Raw genomic sequence first — 20,644 nt, forward strand, 5'->3', positions numbered from 1 at the left:
GACTCTATCACAAGAAGTGTTGTGATAGAGTAAGGTTTTATTTACCAGCTGCAATACGGTCTTTAAGACCTTTACCAGCTTTAAATTTAGGAACCATTTTATCTTGAGTAGTATAAGTTTTATCTGTACCAGGTACTTTTCCACTTTTACCTTTTTGAAGATTTGCTGAAAAACTACCAAATCCCACTAAAGAAACATCTTCTTTCTTCACTAGAGCTGTTGTTACAGCTTCTGTAAATGCCTTGATAGCTGCTTCTGCTTCAACTTTAGTTTTATAATCACCACTTGCTTGTACTAGTTCAACGAATTGAGCTTTATTCATAAATTGACCCTTGAATTTATAAAGATTTTCCGAAACTATTAAAGGCAAAAAACATAACGTTTGTTGCTAAATAGTTCAGCTAGAGATACTTTATAGTTTATTTGCTTAAATATTTCTTCTTTTTATCAAATAAGGATATAAATTGTGATGTTTTAGCCTTTTTTAGCCCGAATTTCGCACGTTTGAGTAGTTTTGACACAACAGTGCTAATCTCACTAGCTATTATTAAAGGTGATAAATCTCTAATTTTTTTATAACCACTGCTATTTGAATGTATGGACAAAAATACATCTTCTAAAGCATCTCTTTCTTGTTTTGTTAGTGTTCCCATTAACTTAATCCTCAAGCCTATTTATTTTTCTAACAGCTCTTATAATCTCATCATCTTCTAATCTTCCAAGCATTCTTATTACAGTTGAAGCAGCCTGTGGTTTTGCACGACCAAGTTTCCAGTCCTGATATGTGCGCATAGAAATCCCTAATGAAAGAGCCATATCTTTAAGAGATATTTTTTTCCCATTATTTTGAGATTCTAGCGAGTTATGAAGAATATTAAATAGATCATTAATTTGCATTCGGAGATTATACGTAATAAATACTTAAACATACATTTAAGTCATGATTATAAACTATATATATATTATAAGATACATTAAAAGATATATTAAATTAGATTTAATGTATATTAAATTAATAAAAATAGATACAATATACGGTTTATCGTATATAATTAGTATTAAAATATTAATTTGTATCAATGAAAAGTTTTTTTAAAAGAATATGTGATTTTTTAAGAGTTTAGAGAAATTTTTTTATCAGTAGGGTGTAGAATAATATGACTATCGGATTCTTCCAGATAAAAAGGCTTGTATAATCTAGCGTCAGTCTTGTACATAAGCTCATCCTCCTCATTTAGAGTAAAAGTTATTGTATTTAAGCCGTTTAATGGCTCTGTGATAGTTATTTTTGCACTTTTTGCACTGTCTACTATCTTATATTTTTGCTCTTGCAGTTTTTTTATTTGATCTTTAAGTATTGGAACTTGAGATTGAGTATGCTTTAGAGCTCCCTCAAGTGTATACTTAAGATCTTCTATCTCTTTATCTAAAAAATTGAGTTTACTATTTAAAGTTGGGATGTCTCTATAATTTATCTTAAATAGGTTGTCTTCACCGCTTACTAGCCTAATAGTTATTGAGTTTGAGGCATAAACTTTCAGGTTGTTTTTAACATGTCCTATTATCACGTCTTCGGCATATATAGTGCCACCAAGTGATGCTTCTACCTCTACATATGTTGCGTGAACTTCCCCACCTTCTAAAAGTTTTATTTTTGCTTTATGACATCTCAGTTTTCCTTTATGTCTGTTAATATCAGCAAATTTAGCTTTTTGTATAGATTCTTGATGTGTTGCTCCATCAATTTTCAGGTTAACAGCCTCAAGTATACTTTTAGCACCAACATGCCCATTTATATGAATAGTCTCTGATGTTAACTTAACACCTTCTCCGATGCTATCTACCGAGGTGTCATTTTGAGATATAGTAACTTCAATATTGTTAGCTTCATCTTTCGTTAGTGCATTTTGAACACGTGATAGCTTACTCATTTTTATTTTATTATCTATATAGAACTCTTTTTCATCAAAGTGGACATATCCTCTTATTTTACTTTTATAAAGTTTTTTTTCATCATCTTCGAGAATTTCTATTGTGTCACTGTCAATATCAGCTTCTAAATCATCTTTATTGTCTGAATAATTATTTGTGATAATTTCACCAAACGCATTTAGACCATTCTTTCCAAACATTGGTTTTATATACTCAACCAACAGCTCTCCTTCATTAACTTCTGCTATTTGAAAACTGTTCCGTTTTTTAAAAAAATGCATAATAAGTTTGCTGTTTATTGTAATCTCTGGCTCAATACCATCAAAAAGAGGAATCTTGATTTTTTTACTAAATTTACCTTGGTATAGGTATTTGGTAAAAGCTTTTAGTTTCTCTTTCATCTGATTGTCAAAGATATTTACTAAGATTTTATTTTGAGCTTTTATTTTGTTTACTTCTTTTAATAAAAGTAGATATATCTCTTTAGGTTTATATGTTTTGTAAGGTATGTGAGAATCAGGATTTAAAACCATAAAAGCACTACTATTGTTGTTGGTATATTTAATAGTATAGTCTAGATCTAGTATGCACTTTACTGGCGCCTTTATTGTTATAATGTAAAATTGTTGAAATTGCACATGTTCATTAATTAATTTATTTTTATCATTGTAATAATTCTTAGGATCATCTTTGTAAAGCAAAAAGTCGTCATCAGAAATTGTTTTTATATAGGTGTCAACTTGGTTTATATTAAACTCATACTCTGATGTTTTTAGTAAATGTTCTGTGGCAAACTTGCCTATAGAGTTATTAATATTTTTGGTCTTTATCTTTTTGTTATGCAAGTAAGTCACTATAGTCATATTTTGAAAAATCTAAGTATAGTTTTCCGTATTCTCTAATTATCCTTACATCACTGTCATATACATCTAAAAAACGATTTTTGATAATTTTTCTTTGAGAAGATTTTATACCTAATGATTTTAGATACTCTTTTAGCTCTACTTTTTCATTGTCTATCAGTTCAGCCTCACCTTGGTGCACAAAACTTTCTAGTTCATGCATTGTAGCTTGTTCACGTTCAAGCATCATTTTATTATTTACAAGTTCTAAAATATTTTTTAATTGAGCATCTTTTGTGCTGTAAACTTGCTCTATTTTGTCTCTTTCGTCACGAAGCATCTGCTCCTTATCACCTATTAGCTTATCTACTTTCATCTCTAATTGCATTATCTTCTCTTTAAGAAAAGTATTCTCTTTTTGGTAAAGGGCAATAACAGTAGCAACGGTAGTTTTAGGTTTGACTATTTGCATCTCTTTTTTTTCTTGATTAACTTGGGCTCTTTTGTCACTCTCAATAGAACTTCTTGTTACTATTATAAAGGTGGCACCATCTTCAATAATATAGTTTAGTTTTTTTGCTTTTAGTTTTGAGTTAACCATCTCTTTTGACATTTTAAAGTGTTTACAATATTCATCTATTGTTAATCTCATGAGGCTTTCCAACTTGTTTTTTAGTATTTTAGCATAAAAAGTTTTTAAAAAAGTTATTTTAAATGTACCCTACAATATAATGACACAATAAAAAAGATATAAAAAGTAGGGATTTGATTATGGGTATTTTAGATATTGTGAAACCGGGTGTATTATTTGGCTCAGATGTGCAAAAAGTTTATAAACATGCAAAGGATATGGGGTTTGCTATTCCAGCTGTAAATGTTGTAGGCACTGATTCCATAAATGCTATACTGGAGTCTGCTGCAAAGGTTAATTCTCCTGTTATTATTCAGTTTAGTAATGGCGGTGCGTCATTTTATGCTGGTAAGGGTTTAAGTAATGAAAATGAAAAAGCAGCGATAGTAGGTGCAATTTCTGGTGCTATGCATGTTCATATGATGGCAGAGGTTTATGGAGTAGCAGTTATACTTCATACTGACCACGCTGCAAAAAAACTACTTCCTTGGATAGATGCTTTGCTTAGTGCAAGCGAAGATTACTTCAAAACTTATGGAAAACCTCTTTTTTCATCTCACATGTTAGATCTCTCTGAAGAGCCATTGGAAGAGAATATATCTACATGTAAAGCTTACTTAGAGAGAATGAGTAAAATCGGTATGAGCATCGAGATAGAATTAGGTTGCACAGGTGGAGAAGAAGATGGTGTAGATAACAGCAGCATTGATAACTCACTTTTATATACTCAACCAGAAGATGTGGCATATGCATATGAAGAGCTAAGTCAAGTATCTCCACACTTTACAATTGCTGCATCATTTGGAAATGTTCATGGTGTTTACAAGCCTGGTAATGTTCAACTTACTCCTAAAATTTTAGATAATTCCCAAAAATATATCCAAGAAAAATTCAACACAGGTGAAAAGCCTGTAAACTTTGTATTTCATGGTGGTTCAGGTTCAGAACCTAGTGAAATTGAAGAGGCTATAGGGTATGGAGTAATTAAAATGAACATAGACACAGATACCCAGTGGGCAACTTGGATTGGTGTGAAAGATTATTATGAGAAGAATAAAGATTACCTTCAAGGTCAGATTGGAAATCCACAAGGTGAAGATAAACCAAATAAAAACTATTATGACCCTAGAAAATGGTTAAGATCCGGACAAATGACGCTTATAGCTAGAGTAGAAGAGGCATATAAAGATTTAAACGCACTAAACAAAAACTAGAATATAAACTTTTTTAGCGAGATTGTTAGAAGTCTTGCTAACCTAGTGGAAAATAAGTGGAGATTTTTTCACTTAGTTTTCACTCCTTTTAATCTTAATCTTAAAAAGTAGATGAATATCTATTTTTACGCACCTTTCTTACGAGATATCTCTTTGGTTATAAAAGCTTTAGAACAAATTCAAAAAATGATATTATTAATTCAGTATTTTTTTGTAGCTTAAAAATATGTTTGCCAGAAATTAAGTATAACTTTTTTAAGACTCTGTGGATAAAAATTTGTTTTTCATGACTGACTAAATATTTGGAGCTTAAGCGTATAATTAATTAATTATAGTTAGAATATGTTTGATTATAATAAGGAGTTTGACGTGAATAAGTTTATTCTAAGTTTAATAGTAGCAGCACTACTAACAGTCATTGGTTGTAGTAGTGGTGATAGTACTACAAGTGATGTAGATAGTTCTTCAATCTTGATTCTTCATAATCAAGGGGGGACTTGTTTGGATTGTCATGGGCCAGACAGCGAAAAAGAGTTTACGTCCGGGGCCACAGTATATACACATTTAAATTCTGTCGATTCTTATGCCAGCGGATATACAGTGAGGTTGGTTTTAGAAAATACCGGGACTATAATTGATTATGTCCCAAAATACGGTACGGGTAATTCTCACACTTCATACGAAGAATCCATAAACGGTTTTACCGCAAAGGTTCTTGATGCAGATGGAAATGTAGTAAACAGTTCCGCAAACAACTCGCATGATACCTCACAGCTCAACTGTAACAGTTGTCACACTGCAAGCGGTGTCGGTGGCGCACCTGGAAGAATTACTTCCGATATGAGCCTCATTCAAGAAGTATCAGTAAACTCCGTTTCATTAGATGAAAAAGTAGAGGGAGCAAGCTTAGTACATACTGTTCTTATGAGTGGAACATCTGCAACAAATCAAAGGTATTCATTTACTCTTGGTGGCGGTACAGCAGATGTTGCAACGGATTACGATACTGCAGTATTTAGCAACGGCGTTATCAATAATGGAGATGGAACAATTACTGTTCCCTCAGGTGTAGCAAGCTTTATAGTTACAGTTGTAACCCATGATGATACTCTCAAAGAGGGAGCAGAATCCTTTACCCTCAATGTAGGCGGTAAAGCAGCTATTGGTACTATTATAGACAACGATACAGCATCTATCACTGCTGTTTCTTCCGTCGCAAAATACGAGGGAGCGGGTTTAGTGCATACAGTAGAGATGAGCGGTGCTTCCATATTTAATGAAAATTACACCTATGCTCTTGGTGGAGGCACAGCAAGCTATCCAAGCGATTATTCAGATGCACAATTTAGCAATAATATTCTTAATAATGGAAATGGAACTATCACTGTTCCGGCAGGAGTGAGCGCATTTACGATTACTGTTCCAGCGACTGATGATGCTGAAGCAGAGAGCACAGAGACATACAACCTAACGGTAGACGGAGTAACAGCATCGGGTACGATTTTAGATAATGACACGGTGGTTACAGTATCTGTTAGTTCTGTTTCATCAGATGAAAAAGTGGAGGGAGTAAGCTTAGTCCATACTGTCCTGCTGAGCGGAGCATCTGCTACAAATCAAGATTATATATTTACATTTGGAGGCGGCACAGCTACTTATACAACGGATTATGCGGCTGCGGTGTTTAGTAACAATGTTATCAATAATGAAAATGGAACGATTACTGTTCCCGCAGGCGTAACAACATTTATGATTACAGTTCCAACGAGTGATGATACGCTTGATGAAGAGCTAGAAACTTATAATATTGGCGTCGCTGGAGTTATTGCAGTGGGAACCATTACAGATAACGACACAGCGTCCGTCACTACTGTTTCGTCCGCTTCACAAACAGAGGGAACAAGCTTGGTACATACAGTACAAATGAGTTTTGTATCTACAACAAACAAAAATTACACATATACTCTTGGCGGGGGAACTGCTACTTATGCAAGCGACTATTCAGCTGCGGTATTTAGTAACAATGTTATCAATAATGAAAATGGAACGATCACCATTCCAGCAGCAATAATAACATTTACAATTACAATTCCTACTACAAATGATACTGAGGTGGAGAGTACGGAGACGTATAGCCTCGCTGTAGGTGGAGTAAGTGCAGTTGGCACCATCTTGGATAATGATACAGCCGCATCCACCTCCTTTGCAAGTGATGTTATGCCGATTTTTGTCGATGCAGATAAAGGTAATTGTAAAAGTTGCCATACTACAATCAGTAATAGAACATTTAAAGTCGGTGATGCTGCATACACATATAACAATATTGTAAGTAACAGTCTAATAAATACAACATCACCTGATTCATCATCCATTCTCATAAAAGGAAACGGGGGAGATGGTCATAACGGTGGTGATAAACTCTCTGATGCCAACTCGATAACAGTAAGGGATTGGATAACGGAAGGTGGTTTGAACAACTAAAAGATTGAACTCATTTGAAAGAGAGCTTCTGTTGCCTTCGCAATGGGATTTATTAGACTTGGGCAAAAATAGAAATTAGACTACTTTGAATTTTCATAAATATCTGCAATGCTTTTAGCATGTGGATTTTTTAAATAATAGTTATCTAAAAGCTGGTTTAGCCTGTTTTTATTAAATCTCCAATAATGTCTTTCATCAAATCTTTCATCACACAATATCTTCTTAAACAACACATCTAAAGAAAGCTCAGCACTATTTGATTTTATTACATGTAGAACTAGTTTTGTGAGTTCTTCATGGGACTCTTGAGTTTTGTCATCATCTTTTAATTGTTTATTTGGGAAGAAAGCATAAATTTTCCAGATACTTATAACAAATGCTAGAATGAAAAATGTGATCATTAGAGTTGATATATCAAATTCCATATACTCAGACCTTTATTCATAATCGTATCATAAGAATTTTGCTAGAATGCCGTTATGAATGATAAAGTATTTACAAAACCAATTAAAAAACAATTTGAGTTTGATGAAGAAGTTGCCGCAGTTTTTGATGACATGCTAAAGAGAAGCGTTCCTTTTTATAAAGAGTCACAAAAAATTACAGAATTTTTCTCACTTAAGCATTTAGAGGATGGCTCTATTATGTATGACTTGGGTTCATCAACAGCATCTCTTCTTATAAACATAAGCAAACAACTAAAGTGTAAAGCCACTTTGGTTGGACTTGATAATTCAGATGCAATGCTAGAGCAAGCAAGAAAAAAGTGTTTGGCCCTTGGCGCAAATGTTGAGTTGGAAAATGCAGATATTCTAGAGTACGACTATAAAGAAGCTGATGTTTTTGTTAGTAATTACACCTTGCAGTTTATTCGTCCACTTGTTCGAGAAGAACTTGTAAAAAAAATAGCTGCATCGCTTAAAAAAGATGGAATTTTTATATTTAGTGAGAAAGTTATTAGTCACCATCCAAAGTTGAATAAAGACTTGATAGAGTGTTATTACGACTTCAAAAAAGAGCAGGGTTACTCGGAGTATGAAATAATGCAAAAACGAGAAGCACTAGAGAATGTTTTAGTCCCATATAGTGAAGAAGAGAATATTAAAATGGCTAAAAATTGTGGGTTTTCTCATTGTGAAGTAGTATTTAGATGGGCAAATTTCGCAACTTTCATAGCAATAAAGTAAACCTACTTAATATTTCGTCGTTAGTTTATATTGTATTTTTAATTTATAAAGTTTTATCTTTTACCAAACATTACCTTTTGGTTTTTCATCCTCGCCGCTAACAAAGTCAATTGCTTTTTTAGCACCATCTTCTAGCTGCTTATATGTGACAATGTCATCATCTCCACATTTTTTATGGTAGTAGCCTTGTAAATCATAATACTCATTGCAGTCACTATAGTATTTAGCTGAAATACCGTGCTTATTTACACATGCCGAGAATAGGAAAAGTGTTGAGGTAAGTAATAAAAATTTAATCATAAGTTACGCAAAGCAAATAGTAATCCAATATTCATACTAAACCTTGAAACTCTCTTTAGTTTTACAATACTGAGTTAAAAAGCACTCTTCGCAAGCAGGATTTTTTGCTTTACAAATGTAGCGACCAAACAGGACCATCCCTTGATGAAGCGCATGGAGATTATTTTTAAACTTTTTAACTAAAGTGGCTTCTGTTTTTATAGCAGTTTTGTCATCACTTAGACCAAGACGGTGCGAAACTCGAAACACATGAGTATCAACTGCCATAAGGTTTGCCCCTGTGTACTCTATCATGACAACATTCGCAGTCTTCTGACCGACACCGGCAAGTGTTATTAACTCTTTTTCATCCATCGGTATTTCACCATTATATATTTCAACAACTCTTTTTGCCATCAGTACTATATTTTTTGCTTTATTATTAAAAAATGAACAGCTATTTATGAGCGATTTTACATCATTAAGGTTTGCATTTGCTAAAGATAATGGGTCTGGATATTTTATAAATAGCTCAGGTGTTATAAGATTTACTCGTTTGTCTGTACATTGAGCAGAGAGCGCTACAGCTACAACTAACTCATACGCATTTTTATATTCAAGCTCGGTTACTGCGTCACTGTATCTGTCAATAAATAGCTGGTGAATCTCTAAAATTTCTTTTTTTGTTGCTTTTTTTATTTTAATCATAGAAGCAATATTACACTCTGTTTAATAATCATTAGTATTAAGTTACTAAAATTTTTAACTTAATAAGGAATTTTAATGAAAATAACAACTAAAATAGTAGCATCTATAGCGCTTTTATCAACAATAGCAATGGCACAAACACTAGTAACGGTAAATGATACCGCAATTACACAAGAAGATGTTGATAGAGAGTTAATGCAAGCAACTCAAGGTAGATTTAATCAAGTACCAGTTGACAAACAAGCAGAGTTTAGAAAGCAAGTGTTGGAGCAGTTAGTAGCAAAAGAGCTAATATTTGACGATGCAAAAAAGACAGGTATCTTAAAGTCAAAAGATTTTAAAGATAGATACGAAGAAGTTGTTTCAAGAATTAAAAAAGAGATAGCAATTCAAGTTTGGCAAAAAAGAGAAGTAGATAAGATAAAAATTTCTGATAAAAACTTGAAAAATTACTACAAGAAAAACAAAGAAGAGTTTAATGAAAAAGAGAGTGCTCACGCTCGTCATATTTTAGTTGCTACAGAAGATACGGCTAAAAGTATTGCCAAAGAGTTAAAAGGTTTAAAGGGTGTTGCTCTAAGAAATAAATTCATGGATTTGGCAAAAGAAAAATCTACTGGACCAAGTGGACCAAAAGGTGGAGATTTAGGCTACTTTGCTCCAGGACAGATGGTACCAGCTTTCAGCGATAAAGTATTCAGCATGGAAGTTGAGACAGTATCTGCCCCAGTTAAAACACAGTTTGGATATCATCTGATTTACCTTGAAGATAGAAAAGACAAACAAACAAAATCATTTAAAGAAGTTAAAGAAGAAATTTCTCAAAGATTAAAAATGGAACAAGCTAAAGCAGTCATGATGGAAAAAATGAAAGTTTTAGAGAAACAAGCAACTATTAAATAAAAAAGAAGATGATAAAAAAATCTCCTATCTCTAAATTAATTTTAGAGAATAGGACATTTTATGTAAAACGAGACGATTTAATAGATCCATATCTAGCTGGAAATAAATACAGAAAACTATATACACTCTTACAAACTCCCTCAGACAAACTTAATAAAATCATATCTTATGGTGGAACTCAATCAAATGCAATGCTCGCTATTGCTGCAATGTGCGCAGAGAAAAATTGGGAGTTTATTTACTATACAAAAGGTATAAGTCAAACTCAGAAAAATGAAAAATGTGGCAATTTTTTTATTGCTAAAAAGCTTGGAATGTTACATGTAGAGGTAGATAATGAATTTTATAAAGATTTTATAGCTTCACTTAGAGTGAATCTAGATAATAAAACATTTATTGTCGACCAAGGTGGTGCGGTTGAAGAAGCAAGAGTTGGATTAGAAGTTTTGGCGGAAGAGATAAGAGCATATGACTCACATATTAAATCTCTTGCTACGCCATCAGGTACTGGCACAACAGCTCTCTTTTTAGCTCTCTCTCTGCCTGAATACAAAGTTTATACTACATCATGTGTAGGAGATATTACTTACTTAAAACAGCAAATGAGTGCGCTTTACACTATCCCTGACAACTTGGTTTTTTTAGAGCCTGAAAAAAAATATCACTTTGCAAAACCATACCCAGAGTTTCTACATGTACAAAAAAAACTTTTAGAAGCGGGAATTGAGTTTGATTTGCTTTATGCTCCTGGAATGTGGAAATGTTTGTTAGAGCAAACAGATGAAGAGATTATGTATATTCACAGTGGCGGAGTAACAGGAAATGAGAGTATGTTAGAGAGGTACAAGAAAAAAGGAATTACTTCCTTTTGCTAAGTATCAAATAAAAACAACATTCTCTTTTATGTCAACTCTAGCAGGCTGATATGAATTGATTTTTGCATCTTTGTCTTCGTATCCTAAAACTACACTATATAAAAGCGCTAAGTTATCTGGAATATCTAAAACTTGTGCGATAACTTTTCCAAACTCTGTTGTAGCACCTTGAGGGCAGCTATCTACTCCGAACTCTTGAGCAGCTAACATTATACTCTGCATATATGCTCCACAATCAAGTAAAACACCTTGTGCATTTTCTATATTTGCTTTATCTGTAAAAACAAAAAATACAGTGCTAGCGCCAAACCACCTAAAGTTATCGTGCCACATTTTAGTACGAGTTTCAATATCTTTTCTATCAACACCCATTAATTTATATAGACCAACACCAGTGGTAATACGTCTTTTTTTGTATGGTGCTACCCAATTAAGTGGATAATATTGAATAAATTGATCATTCTCAACACCACTTTCCATTTTTTCTATGATAGCATCGCCAACATTCTTTAGAACTTTTTCATCGCTAATAGCGTAAGTTATCCAAGGCTGCATATTTGCTCCACTTGGTGTCATAGCTGCTGCGTTTAAGATTTTTTCTTGAATCTCTTTTGAAATTGCCTTTTGAATATATGCTCTTTTTGATGAGCGGTTCTTGATAGCTTCTAAAATTGTTTGCATACTAAATCCTATAAAATAATTCTGTATTATAATATAAATAATTAAAAGTTGTGTATTGATATTGTGGGCTAAAAAGACTTGACAACAAGTGGCTCAACTTGCTATAATGTGAAAAGTTAAATATAATTATATTTAGTTTATCTAATCTTAAAATTAAATAAATAAAAGGATTTACAAATGAGTGGTATTTTTGAAAAATTAACAAATAATATGACTGAAGCTATAGAGTCATCAATATCTTTAGCACTACACAATAAAAACCAAGAGGTTGAGTCAGTACACTTCTTGTGGGCACTTCTTACTAATTCAAACTCTGTGTTAAATCAGATGTTTAATAAAATGAATATAGATAAAATTGCAATGGAGCTAGATGTAAAAAGTTTGAGTGAAAAACTTCCAAAATCTTCGACAGTCTCAAAAGAGAGTATAAGGTTGTCTAAGAGTTTTGTTCAAACATTAGAGAATGGGGCTGGTTTAATGACAAAAAACGGAGACTCGTTTTTGGCAGTTGACACTTATATTCTTGCGAATTTAAAAAATGAACCATATTCTACAATACTGAAAAAATATATTGATATGTCTGAACTTGCTAAAAATATAGAAGCATCAAGAGGTGGCTCAAAAATTGATTCACAAAGTTCAGATGAGACTCTAGAATCATTAGAAAAATATGGAATAGATTTAACTGCCCAGGCAAGGGAAGGAAATCTTTCACCTGTGATTGGGCGTGATGAAGAGATAACTCGTATGATGCAAATACTAATCCGTAAGACAAAAAATAATCCTATGCTATTAGGTGAACCTGGAGTCGGTAAAACAGCATTGGTCGAAGGACTGGCTCAAAGAATTTCTGATGGAAAAGTTCCAACATCACTTCAAAATAAAAAAGTAATTGCGCTTGACATGAGTGCACTTATTGCAGGTGCTAAGTATAGAGGTGAGTTTGAAGATAGGCTAAAAGCGGTTATTAATGAAGTAAAACAGAGTGGAAACATTATACTTTTTATTGATGAGATTCACACAATTATTGGAGCAGGAGCTAGCGAGGGTAGCATGGATGCCGCAAACATCTTAAAACCAGCTCTTGCACGCGGTGAGCTTCATACTATTGGGGCAACAACACTAAAAGAGTATAGAAAGTATTTTGAAAAAGACACAGCGCTTCAAAGACGTTTTTTGCCTATTAATCTTGATGAGCCAACAGTAAACCAGTCTCTGCAAATTCTTAGAGGGATTAAAGAGCGTTTAGAGACTCACCATAATGTAACAATTACAGATAGTGCTTTAGTCGCAGCTGCTAAACTCTCAGACAGATATATTGCAGATAGATTTTTACCAGATAAAGCAATAGATCTTATTGATGAAGCGGCAGCTGAATTGAAAATGCAGATAGAGTCAGAACCACATGTTTTAAGTCATGAAAAGATAAAAAGTTCAGAGTTACATGTAGAGCAAGAAGCTCTTAAAATGGAAGACACGCCGGCGAATGCAAAGCGACTTGTAGAGATAACAAAAGAGTTAGCAGATGTTGATGAGAAAGTGAGAGATTTAGAAGTTCAGTTTGCGACAGAAAAGGAGGTATTTGAAAAAATATCAACTGTTAAAAATGAGATAGAGGCTAAACGTAGAGAAGCAAATATAGCAAAAAGTTCATCTGAATTTAATCGTGCTGCGGAGATAGAGTATGGAGAAATTCCTGCTCTTTTAGAAGAAGAGAAAAAAATAAACAGCAACTGGGAAAAACTTCAAAGTGCAGGAACCCTTCTTAAAAACAGTGTTGATGAGGAGGCGATAGCTTCAATAGTATCCAGATGGACAAAAATTCCAGTGCAAAAGATGCTTCAGGCAGATAAGGATAAAATCTTAAATGTGGAAGATGAGCTTAACAAGGATGTAGTTGGACAAAGTAAAGCAACTCATGCTGTTGCTCGTGCCATTAAAAGAAACAAAGCAGGTCTGTCAGATGCATCTTCCCCAATAGGAAGCTTTCTGTTTTTGGGACCGACTGGTGTTGGTAAAACACAAACAGCAAAAACTTTGGCAAAATTTCTTTTTGATTCTGAGGATGCACTTATAAGAATAGACATGAGTGAGTACATGGAAAAACATGCAGTTTCTCGCTTGGTTGGAGCGGCTCCAGGGTATGTAGGCTATGAAGAGGGAGGACAGCTTACAGAGGCGGTTAGGAGAAAACCGTATAGTGTTGTACTTTTTGATGAAGTTGAAAAGGCACATCCAGATGTTTTTAATATGTTGCTGCAGGTACTAGATGATGGTAGACTGACTGATAACAAAGGTGTTACGGTCGACTTTACAAATACAATTATTATTTTAACTTCAAATATTGCAAGTGATAAAATTATAAATAATCCAAATTCAGAAGAACTTCAAAATATGGTTTTAGGTGAACTAAAGCAAGCTTTTAAGCCAGAATTTTTAAATCGTTTGGATGATATAGTGATTTTTAATGCACTTGGACGCGAACAAATTGTAGATATAGTAAATATTTTCTTTAGAGAGATTGCTAAAAAAGTGGAGCAAAGGGACATAGAGCTTACACTGAGTGCTGATGCTAAGGCTTACATAGCAGAGGCAGGGTTTGATCCTGTTTATGGCGCTAGACCACTTAAACGTGCTTTGTATGAGATAGTTGAAGACAGACTCGCAGACCTTATCCTTGATGGTAGTGTGGTAGAAGGCTCACATGTAGAGTTTAATCTGCAAAACGGCGAGATAAAAGTAAAAGTATCGTAAATAAAAAGAGGTTATAATTTCACTATGAAATATTTGATACTATTAGCCCTCTTTACTATATCTTTATTAGCTTGTACAGGTGATTGTTTAACATGTCACCCTAATCTTGTTCCGACAATAAATGAAGATTTAAGACATAAGCCTATGCTTACATGTATAAATTGCCACTCTGCAGATCCCAATAAGATGGCAGATTGTGGAGCAGACTGTTTTGCATGCCATCCAATGTCTAAAATAAATGCATCAAATGTAAGAGAACATGATGTAATTCAAGAGTGCAGAGATTGTCATGTTGGCGAAAAAGAGAAACTTTTTGATATCTCAAACTCTTTTAACCAATCTCATTTGGAGACATTAAAAGAACTTATTAGTAAATAGTAAAAGCTTTTACAAAACTTAACCGCACTTTAAGTAAGTTTTATGTAATATTTCGAACTTAATTTTAAATAAGGATATGTCTATGAAAAGAACATACCAACCCCATAATACGCCGAGAAAAAGAACTCACGGATTCAGAGCTAGAATGGCAACAAAGAATGGTCGTAGAATAATAAATCGTCGTCGTGCTAAAGGTCGTAAAAGATTGACAGTTTAGGCAACTTTTATACACTGAAACAACATCGCGAGTTTCAGTATATATATAGAAAAGGAAAAGATTCTCACTCAGACAGTGTAGTACTCTTTTTTCTTCCCACACAAAACACTCACAAAGTTGGATTTACTGCTACTAAAAAAATTGGTAATGCTGTAAAAAGAAATAGAGCTAAGCGAAAACTTAGAGCACAATTTCGTGAATATTCCCCAAATCTTAAAGACGGTACATATATTTTTGTAGCGAAAATAGCAATAAATGATATTAGTCATGAAGTATTTCAAAATGATTTCAAAAAAGTTTTAAATAGACTACATGTAATAGAGCAAAAATAGATGATTAGAGAAGTATTATTGAAGCTTTTATGGCTTTATCAGAAATTTTTCACGCTTATTGGTTTTGGAAGTTGTAGATATTACCCATCTTGTAGCGAATATGCAAGAATTCATTTTGAAAATAATTCAATTTCAAGTGCTTTTTACCACACTTTCACTAGAATACTCCGTTGTAATCAATTATTTGACGGTGGGATAGAGTATCCATTACTAGATAAACTGTCTTTAAAGCCCACAAAGATAAGGGTTGATTCTATAAAATATTGGTTGGTTCCAAATAAAAAAAACCGTTTTCATATTATAAAAAATTTTTCATATAAAGGGTGACCGTGTTAGACAAAATGACACCAAATCAAAGATTAATGGTAGCTGTTATACTATCAGTTGTATTTTTCGTAGCTTATACAGCAATTTTCCCACAAGAGCAGCCAGAAATGGCACAAGTAAAACAAAGTAATAGTAAAAACAATGTGGCTTCTACAAATCAACAAGCTTCAAATATGTTACCAAATTCTGTTTCAAATGTTTCCAATGCAGCTGGGCATGAAATCTCACCACAAGAGAGTATTGCTGCAAATGACTTAAGTACTTTAGTTACAGTTTCTAATAAGCATTTTATACTTAAAATGGACACGCTAGGGCGAATCTCATCTACAGAGCTTCTAGATGAGAAGTTTAACGATAAAGATGACAATCATGCCCAACTTATACCTGTTGATGGGACTAAACCTCTTTTTGTTAGATTCTTAGATAGTAATATAAATGAAGAGGCGACTAAGGTTGCATATATTGCAAACATTTCAAAGCTTGATGTAAAAGATGGTGCAAAAAAAGTTGTTTTAACACAAAAATTATCTAATCTAACAGTTACAAAAGAGATTACTTTTTATCCAGATGGACATTATGATGCTAAAGTTTTGCTTTCTGATAATAAAAGATATTTTATTTATCTAGGTCAAAGACCAGAGATAACTGAGCAGATGATGACAATCTCAGGGGCTATGGTTTATACAGATGATGGTATTGTAACTATTGTAGAAGATGGAGATGCTGAAGGTAGAAAAACTTTTAGTGGAGTTGAGCTTATATCTGCATTTGATCAATACTCTGCATCTATAATGTATGGATTTACTAAAGATACAAATATTGTTATTGAGAGAGACAGAGATGATAATCCGGTAGTATATTTTGAAGCAGTGCAAAATATGAACTTTAATGGTTATATAGGGCAAAAAGAGTATAAAACTTTAAAAAATATCAATCCAGTTTTAACGAATGCTATTGAATATGGCTGGTTTACTTTTGCTTCTAAACCACTTTTTCAGCTTTTGTTATGGTTACATGGAATTTTAGGTAACTGGGGTTGGTCAATTATTGCACTTACTCTGATTATTAGAGTTATTCTTTACCCTTTGACATACAAGGGTATGGTCTCTATGCAGAAGATGAAAAACATCGCACCACAGGTTAAAGCAGTTCAAGCAAAATATAAGGGTGACCCACAGCGTATGAATGCTGCGGTAATGGATATGTATAAAAAACACGGTGCAAACCCACTAGGTGGGTGTCTTCCAATGCTACTGCAAATACCTGTGTTCTTTGCAATATACCGTGTTCTTTTAAATGCTGTGGAACTTCAAGGTGCTCCTTGGATGTTATGGGTACAAGATTTATCAAGAATGGACTCAACATTTGTTTTACCAGTTCTTATGGGTGCATCAATGTATTATCAACAAAAACTTACTCCAAGTAATTTTACTGATCCAATGCAAGAGAAAGTATTTAAATTTTTACCAATTATTTTTACTTTCTTCTTTGTAACATTTCCATCAGGTCTTGTGCTTTACTGGTTTGTAAATAATCTTTTCTCAATAGCACAACAGTTTATTGTAAATCAGCAGTTTAAAAATGCAAAAGATGTAGAAGTAGCTATTGCACATAAGACGGAGAAAAAAGATGATTAAAATTGAATCAGTAACTTTAGAAGAAGCTTATAGAGGTGCTGCTTTAAAACTAGAGTGTTCTGTGACTGAGTTGAATATTGAAGTTGTTCAGTCTCCAAGTGGTGGTTTTTTAGGGCTTTTTAAAAAGAGTGCTATTATTGTTGCTACAAAGAAAATTACAAGCTCAATAGATGTACATAAAGAAGTTATCAAAGAAGATAAAAAAGAAATTAGAGAAGTAGTAAAACAAGAATCTAAGCAGACTGTAAAACAAGAGAGTGAACAAAAGCAAAATAAAAAAAGACATAAGCCTAAGCAGACGAGTAAAAAATCTGCACACAATGTTTTTAATGACACAATTATGCCTGAGACATTTGTAAGTACTCAAGATGATGAAGATTACGATATGGGAGATATCAACTTCACTGCAGATTATGATGAAGATGAAACACCAGTAGTTAAAGAAGAAGTTACTGGAAACACAAATGCCAAAGAAGTTGCTAAAAGTGTTGAAGAAGAGATAAATATACTTTTTGACTTAACTTGTTTTAAGATTGATAAGATTGAAGTGAGTGCATATGATGAAACTACTCTTCTTATTGAATTTAAAGGAGAAGACGCTGCGCTTCTGATCGGTAAAGAGGGTTACAGATATAAAGCTCTTTCATATATGATATTTAACTGGATTAATACAAAATATAAACTGCAGCTTCGTCTGGAAATTGCAGAATTTTTGAAAAACCAGGAAGAGTCTGTATTAAGATACCTAGAAGGTGTTTGCGAGAATATAAATAGAGACGGAAAAGCACAAACTAAGATACTAGATGGTGTTCTTGTTCAAATAGCTCTAAGAGAACTTCGCGAAAAATATCCAAACAAGTATGTAGCAATCCGCTCTACTCGTGACGGACTTAAATTTATCATTGTAAATGAGTATTACAACTAATTAAAAACTAGTTTTTTCTTTGAGAACTTGTTTTCAAGCAACGGAGACCAATAAATGAACAACGACACTATTAGTGCCATTGCAACTGCTAATGGTATTGGTTCCATTGCAATAATCCGCATAAGCGGAGATAGAGCTTTAGAAATAGCTAAGAAACTTACCAATAAAAAAGATTTCCCCCCAAGATACGCTAGTTTATCAAATGTATATAATCAAAACAGTGAATTAATTGATGAATCAATAATTATCTATTTCAAAGCACCATTTTCGTTTACTGCTGAAGATGTAGTAGAAATTCAATGTCACGGTGGTTTTATAGTTGCTCAAAGTATATTGAAAGCTACTCTTAGCTTTGGTGCTAGACTTGCAAATGCTGGAGAATTTAGTAAACGTGCTTTTTTCAATGGTCGAATAGACTTAAGCGAAGCAGAAGCAATAGCACAGTTAATTGAAGCAAAAAGTGAAGATGCTGCAAAAATCCTAGCTAAACAGATGAAAGGCTCACTAAAAGAGTATATAGAAAAAATCCGAGATGATATTATCCATATACTCGCTTATTCTGAAGTTAGCATTGATTATGCAGAAGAGGATTTGCCTGAGGATTTAGTACTGCAAATTGAGAAAAAACTAGAAGAATTAAGAAAGTCTCTTAGCTCAACTCTTTTGGCTAGCAAGGCAAGAGAAGGTTTAATGCAAGGATTTAAGGTAGCTATAGTAGGGAAACCAAATGTTGGGAAAAGCTCACTTTTAAATTCTTTGTTAAATTATAATCGTGCAATAGTTAGTGAAATAGCTGGAACAACCAGAGACACTATAGAAGAGCAGGTGAAAATTGGAACTCATCTTATTCGCATTGTCGATACAGCAGGTATACGCGAAGCTAGTGATGAGATAGAGCGTATAGGTATTGAACGTTCACTTGAAGCAATCCAGCAGAGCGATATAGTTATAGCACTCTTTGATGGCTCCAGAGAATCCGACAGTGAAGATGAGCAGATATTATCTTTAATAAACTCACATACACAAAATAAACATGTTTTATTTGTTAAGAATAAAATAGATTTAGACTCAAAGTTCTTGCATATAGGCTTAGAGTTTGACATGCAAATCAACTCTAAAAAGAGTGTAGATGAACTTATAGTTAGACTAAAAAAGATTATGGATACAACAAACAGTTCTGATGAGATGATGTTAATATCTCAAAGGCAGATATCTTCGGTTGAGAATACTTTGGCTAATATCGAAGAAGCACTCTTCCCGCTTAAAGATCAAGAGTTAGAGATATTCTCTTTTCATCTCAATGAAGCTGTAAAAGAGATGGCTTCTATAACCAGACCTTTTGAAAATGATGAGATGCTTGACAAAATGTTTGGCAGTTTTTGTTTAGGAAAATAAGAGTATGAAATATATAGCAATAGACTTAGGTCTTAAAAGAATAGGTTTAGCATACTCTGCGCATAAAGATATTGTATCTCCGTTAGCAGCGGTTGAGAGAAAAAATCGTAATCAAGCCTCATCTGATGTTAAAAAAGTTATTGAAGAGTGGGAAGCTGATGCGGTAGTTGTTGGAATCCCTTTGGGTGGCAGTAGCGAGGATGAGATGCGCCGTAGAGTTGCTCATTTTATGAATCTTATCGATTTTAAGGGTGAAGTATTTTATCAAGATGAGAGTCGCTCATCACTTGAAGCAGAAAATATGATGAAAGGTGAGATAAAATACATTCGTGATGGAAGAGTTGACTCACTTTCAGCAATGATTATTCTTCAGAGATACCTAAAAACTCTAAAGAGCTAGAAATTAAATGGTAATAATTTTATAATTTATTTTGTGATAGAATTATACTTATATAAAAAAATAGGATTTTTATGAACAATCAAACAAATTTACAGATGTTAAGTGAGAAAGTATCAGATATAGTACAACAATATCACTCCTTAAAAGGTGAAAACGAAAATCTTAGGATGGAGTTGGTAACAGTAAAAGCCGAAGGTGAAATAAAAAGTCAAGAGATAGAAAGATTGATAGAACAAAACAGTTTGAAAGACTTAGAGATTGAAGAGATAGTAGATAAAATAGAAAGTATTTTAGGCTAATATAAATGAGTATAAAAATAGGTTTAAATATAGGTGGTCGCCGCTTTGACGTTGATGTTGAAGAGAAGTTCTCCCTTTTTTTAAAGCAACAAATGGCAAAAGATTTTAACATAGAAGGTAATAACGATTTAAAAGTTTTACTTCAAGCCTATGTTAGAAAAAATCATGAGCTGTTTACTCAAGACCAAAAAATGGAAGAAATCATAAAGAAGTTCGATGATTTAGGATAAAATAAGCTTGCAATGGT

25 protein-coding genes are annotated in these 20,644 nt (G+C 33.4%); 16 read left to right on the forward strand and 9 right to left on the reverse strand.

The features are described from left to right. Nucleotides 1–37: 37 nt before the first annotated feature. The 5 genes from HUE87_RS02370 to HUE87_RS02390 all read right to left on the reverse strand — a co-directional run bounded on the left by HUE87_RS02370 (nt 38) and on the right by HUE87_RS02390 (nt 3,426). On the reverse strand, nt 38–322 hold the full coding sequence (locus HUE87_RS02370; RefSeq protein ID WP_194367148.1) for an HU family DNA-binding protein: 285 nt from the start codon (nt 320–322) through the stop codon (nt 38–40). A gap of 97 nt (nt 323–419) precedes the next feature. Beyond that, on the reverse strand, nt 420–653 hold the full coding sequence (locus HUE87_RS02375; RefSeq protein ID WP_194367149.1) for a hypothetical protein: 234 nt from the start codon (nt 651–653) through the stop codon (nt 420–422). Nucleotides 654–657: 4 nt separating this feature from the next. After that, complete coding sequence (locus HUE87_RS02380; protein ID WP_194367150.1) at nt 658–897, reverse strand: helix-turn-helix domain-containing protein; 240 nt, start codon at nt 895–897, stop codon at nt 658–660. Nucleotides 898–1,112: 215 nt separating this feature from the next. Then, nucleotides 1,113–2,786, reverse strand: coding sequence for a flagellar assembly protein A (locus HUE87_RS02385; RefSeq protein ID WP_229855254.1), 1,674 nt, complete (start codon nt 2,784–2,786; stop codon nt 1,113–1,115). Next, nucleotides 2,770–3,426 (reverse strand): hypothetical protein, encoded by a 657-nt coding sequence (locus tag HUE87_RS02390; RefSeq protein ID WP_194367152.1) that lies wholly within the window; start codon nt 3,424–3,426, stop codon nt 2,770–2,772. Before HUE87_RS02390 ends, HUE87_RS02385 begins: the two co-directional genes overlap by 17 nt. Nucleotides 3,427–3,545: 119 nt before the next feature. Here HUE87_RS02390 and fbaA point away from each other — a divergent pair, with 119 nt between their 5' ends. Then, the gene (fbaA, locus tag HUE87_RS02395) at nt 3,546–4,619 is read left to right on the forward strand and encodes a class II fructose-bisphosphate aldolase (protein ID WP_194367153.1); all 1,074 of its coding nucleotides are present in this window, start codon (nt 3,546–3,548) and stop codon (nt 4,617–4,619) included. Between the two features lie 369 nt (nt 4,620–4,988). After that, on the forward strand, nt 4,989–7,100 hold the full coding sequence (locus HUE87_RS02400) for a hypothetical protein (RefSeq protein WP_194367154.1): 2,112 nt from the start codon (nt 4,989–4,991) through the stop codon (nt 7,098–7,100). Nucleotides 7,101–7,180: 80 nt separating this feature from the next. Here the strand turns inward: HUE87_RS02400 and HUE87_RS02405 are convergent, their stop codons facing one another. Next, complete coding sequence (locus HUE87_RS02405; RefSeq protein WP_194367155.1) at nt 7,181–7,525, reverse strand: hypothetical protein; 345 nt, start codon at nt 7,523–7,525, stop codon at nt 7,181–7,183. 54 nt (nt 7,526–7,579) lie between these two features. On the opposite strand from HUE87_RS02405, the gene cmoA reads away from it, so the two are divergent. Further along, entirely contained in the window at nt 7,580–8,287 is a 708-nt protein-coding gene (gene cmoA, locus HUE87_RS02410) for a carboxy-S-adenosyl-L-methionine synthase CmoA (protein WP_194367156.1), read from the forward strand. A 60-nt stretch (nt 8,288–8,347) separates the two neighbouring features. Here cmoA and HUE87_RS02415 read toward each other — a convergent pair whose 3' ends face one another. Continuing rightward, complete coding sequence (locus HUE87_RS02415; protein WP_194367157.1) at nt 8,348–8,587, reverse strand: hypothetical protein; 240 nt, start codon at nt 8,585–8,587, stop codon at nt 8,348–8,350. Nucleotides 8,588–8,623: 36 nt separating this feature from the next. Continuing rightward, the gene (gene nth, locus HUE87_RS02420) at nt 8,624–9,265 is read right to left on the reverse strand and encodes an endonuclease III (protein ID WP_430732980.1); all 642 of its coding nucleotides are present in this window, start codon (nt 9,263–9,265) and stop codon (nt 8,624–8,626) included. Nucleotides 9,266–9,349: 84 nt separating this feature from the next. Here nth and HUE87_RS02425 point away from each other — a divergent pair, with 84 nt between their 5' ends. Then, complete coding sequence (locus HUE87_RS02425) at nt 9,350–10,177, forward strand: peptidylprolyl isomerase (RefSeq protein ID WP_194367159.1); 828 nt, start codon at nt 9,350–9,352, stop codon at nt 10,175–10,177. Between the two features lie 8 nt (nt 10,178–10,185). Next, nucleotides 10,186–11,052, forward strand: coding sequence for a 1-aminocyclopropane-1-carboxylate deaminase (locus HUE87_RS02430; RefSeq protein WP_194367160.1), 867 nt, complete (start codon nt 10,186–10,188; stop codon nt 11,050–11,052). 3 nt (nt 11,053–11,055) lie between these two features. On the opposite strand, the gene HUE87_RS02435 is transcribed toward HUE87_RS02430, so the two are convergent. Beyond that, nucleotides 11,056–11,733, reverse strand: a complete 678-nt coding sequence (locus tag HUE87_RS02435; RefSeq protein WP_194367161.1) for a nitroreductase — start codon at nt 11,731–11,733, stop codon at nt 11,056–11,058. Nucleotides 11,734–11,910: 177 nt separating this feature from the next. On the opposite strand from HUE87_RS02435, the gene HUE87_RS02440 reads away from it, so the two are divergent. From HUE87_RS02440 to HUE87_RS02490, 11 genes are all read left to right on the forward strand, one after another. Then, the gene (locus HUE87_RS02440) at nt 11,911–14,487 is read left to right on the forward strand and encodes an ATP-dependent Clp protease ATP-binding subunit (protein WP_194367162.1); all 2,577 of its coding nucleotides are present in this window, start codon (nt 11,911–11,913) and stop codon (nt 14,485–14,487) included. 24 nt (nt 14,488–14,511) lie between these two features. Continuing rightward, the gene (locus tag HUE87_RS02445) at nt 14,512–14,865 is read left to right on the forward strand and encodes a hypothetical protein (RefSeq protein ID WP_194367163.1); all 354 of its coding nucleotides are present in this window, start codon (nt 14,512–14,514) and stop codon (nt 14,863–14,865) included. A gap of 82 nt (nt 14,866–14,947) precedes the next feature. Further along, nucleotides 14,948–15,082 carry a 50S ribosomal protein L34 gene (gene rpmH, locus HUE87_RS02450; protein WP_194367164.1) on the forward strand — a complete coding sequence of 45 codons (135 nt, stop codon included), beginning with the start codon at nt 14,948–14,950 and terminating at the stop codon, nt 15,080–15,082. A 14-nt stretch (nt 15,083–15,096) separates the two neighbouring features. Continuing rightward, nucleotides 15,097–15,414 (forward strand): ribonuclease P protein component, encoded by a 318-nt coding sequence (gene rnpA / locus HUE87_RS02455; protein WP_194367874.1) that lies wholly within the window; start codon nt 15,097–15,099, stop codon nt 15,412–15,414. Next, on the forward strand, nt 15,415–15,741 hold the full coding sequence (yidD, locus tag HUE87_RS02460; protein WP_194367165.1) for a membrane protein insertion efficiency factor YidD: 327 nt from the start codon (nt 15,415–15,417) through the stop codon (nt 15,739–15,741). Nucleotides 15,742–15,743: 2 nt separating this feature from the next. Beyond that, the gene (gene yidC, locus HUE87_RS02465) at nt 15,744–17,378 is read left to right on the forward strand and encodes a membrane protein insertase YidC (protein ID WP_268246177.1); all 1,635 of its coding nucleotides are present in this window, start codon (nt 15,744–15,746) and stop codon (nt 17,376–17,378) included. Next, the gene (locus HUE87_RS02470) at nt 17,371–18,303 is read left to right on the forward strand and encodes a Jag N-terminal domain-containing protein (RefSeq protein ID WP_194367166.1); all 933 of its coding nucleotides are present in this window, start codon (nt 17,371–17,373) and stop codon (nt 18,301–18,303) included. Before yidC ends, HUE87_RS02470 begins: the two co-directional genes overlap by 8 nt. Before the next feature lie 54 nt (nt 18,304–18,357). Continuing rightward, complete coding sequence (gene mnmE, locus HUE87_RS02475; protein ID WP_194367167.1) at nt 18,358–19,698, forward strand: tRNA uridine-5-carboxymethylaminomethyl(34) synthesis GTPase MnmE; 1,341 nt, start codon at nt 18,358–18,360, stop codon at nt 19,696–19,698. A 4-nt stretch (nt 19,699–19,702) separates the two neighbouring features. Next, complete coding sequence (gene ruvX, locus HUE87_RS02480) at nt 19,703–20,098, forward strand: Holliday junction resolvase RuvX (protein WP_194367168.1); 396 nt, start codon at nt 19,703–19,705, stop codon at nt 20,096–20,098. 71 nt (nt 20,099–20,169) lie between these two features. Beyond that, nucleotides 20,170–20,397, forward strand: coding sequence for a hypothetical protein (locus HUE87_RS02485; RefSeq protein WP_194367169.1), 228 nt, complete (start codon nt 20,170–20,172; stop codon nt 20,395–20,397). 5 nt (nt 20,398–20,402) lie between these two features. After that, a complete protein-coding gene (locus HUE87_RS02490; protein ID WP_194367170.1) occupies nt 20,403–20,627 on the forward strand; it encodes a hypothetical protein in 225 nt (74 codons plus the stop codon). Nucleotides 20,628–20,644 lie beyond the last annotated feature (17 nt).

This window comes from Candidatus Sulfurimonas marisnigri, assembly GCF_015265475.1.
GTDB classification, from domain to species: Bacteria; Campylobacterota; Campylobacteria; order Campylobacterales; family Sulfurimonadaceae; genus Sulfurimonas; species Sulfurimonas marisnigri.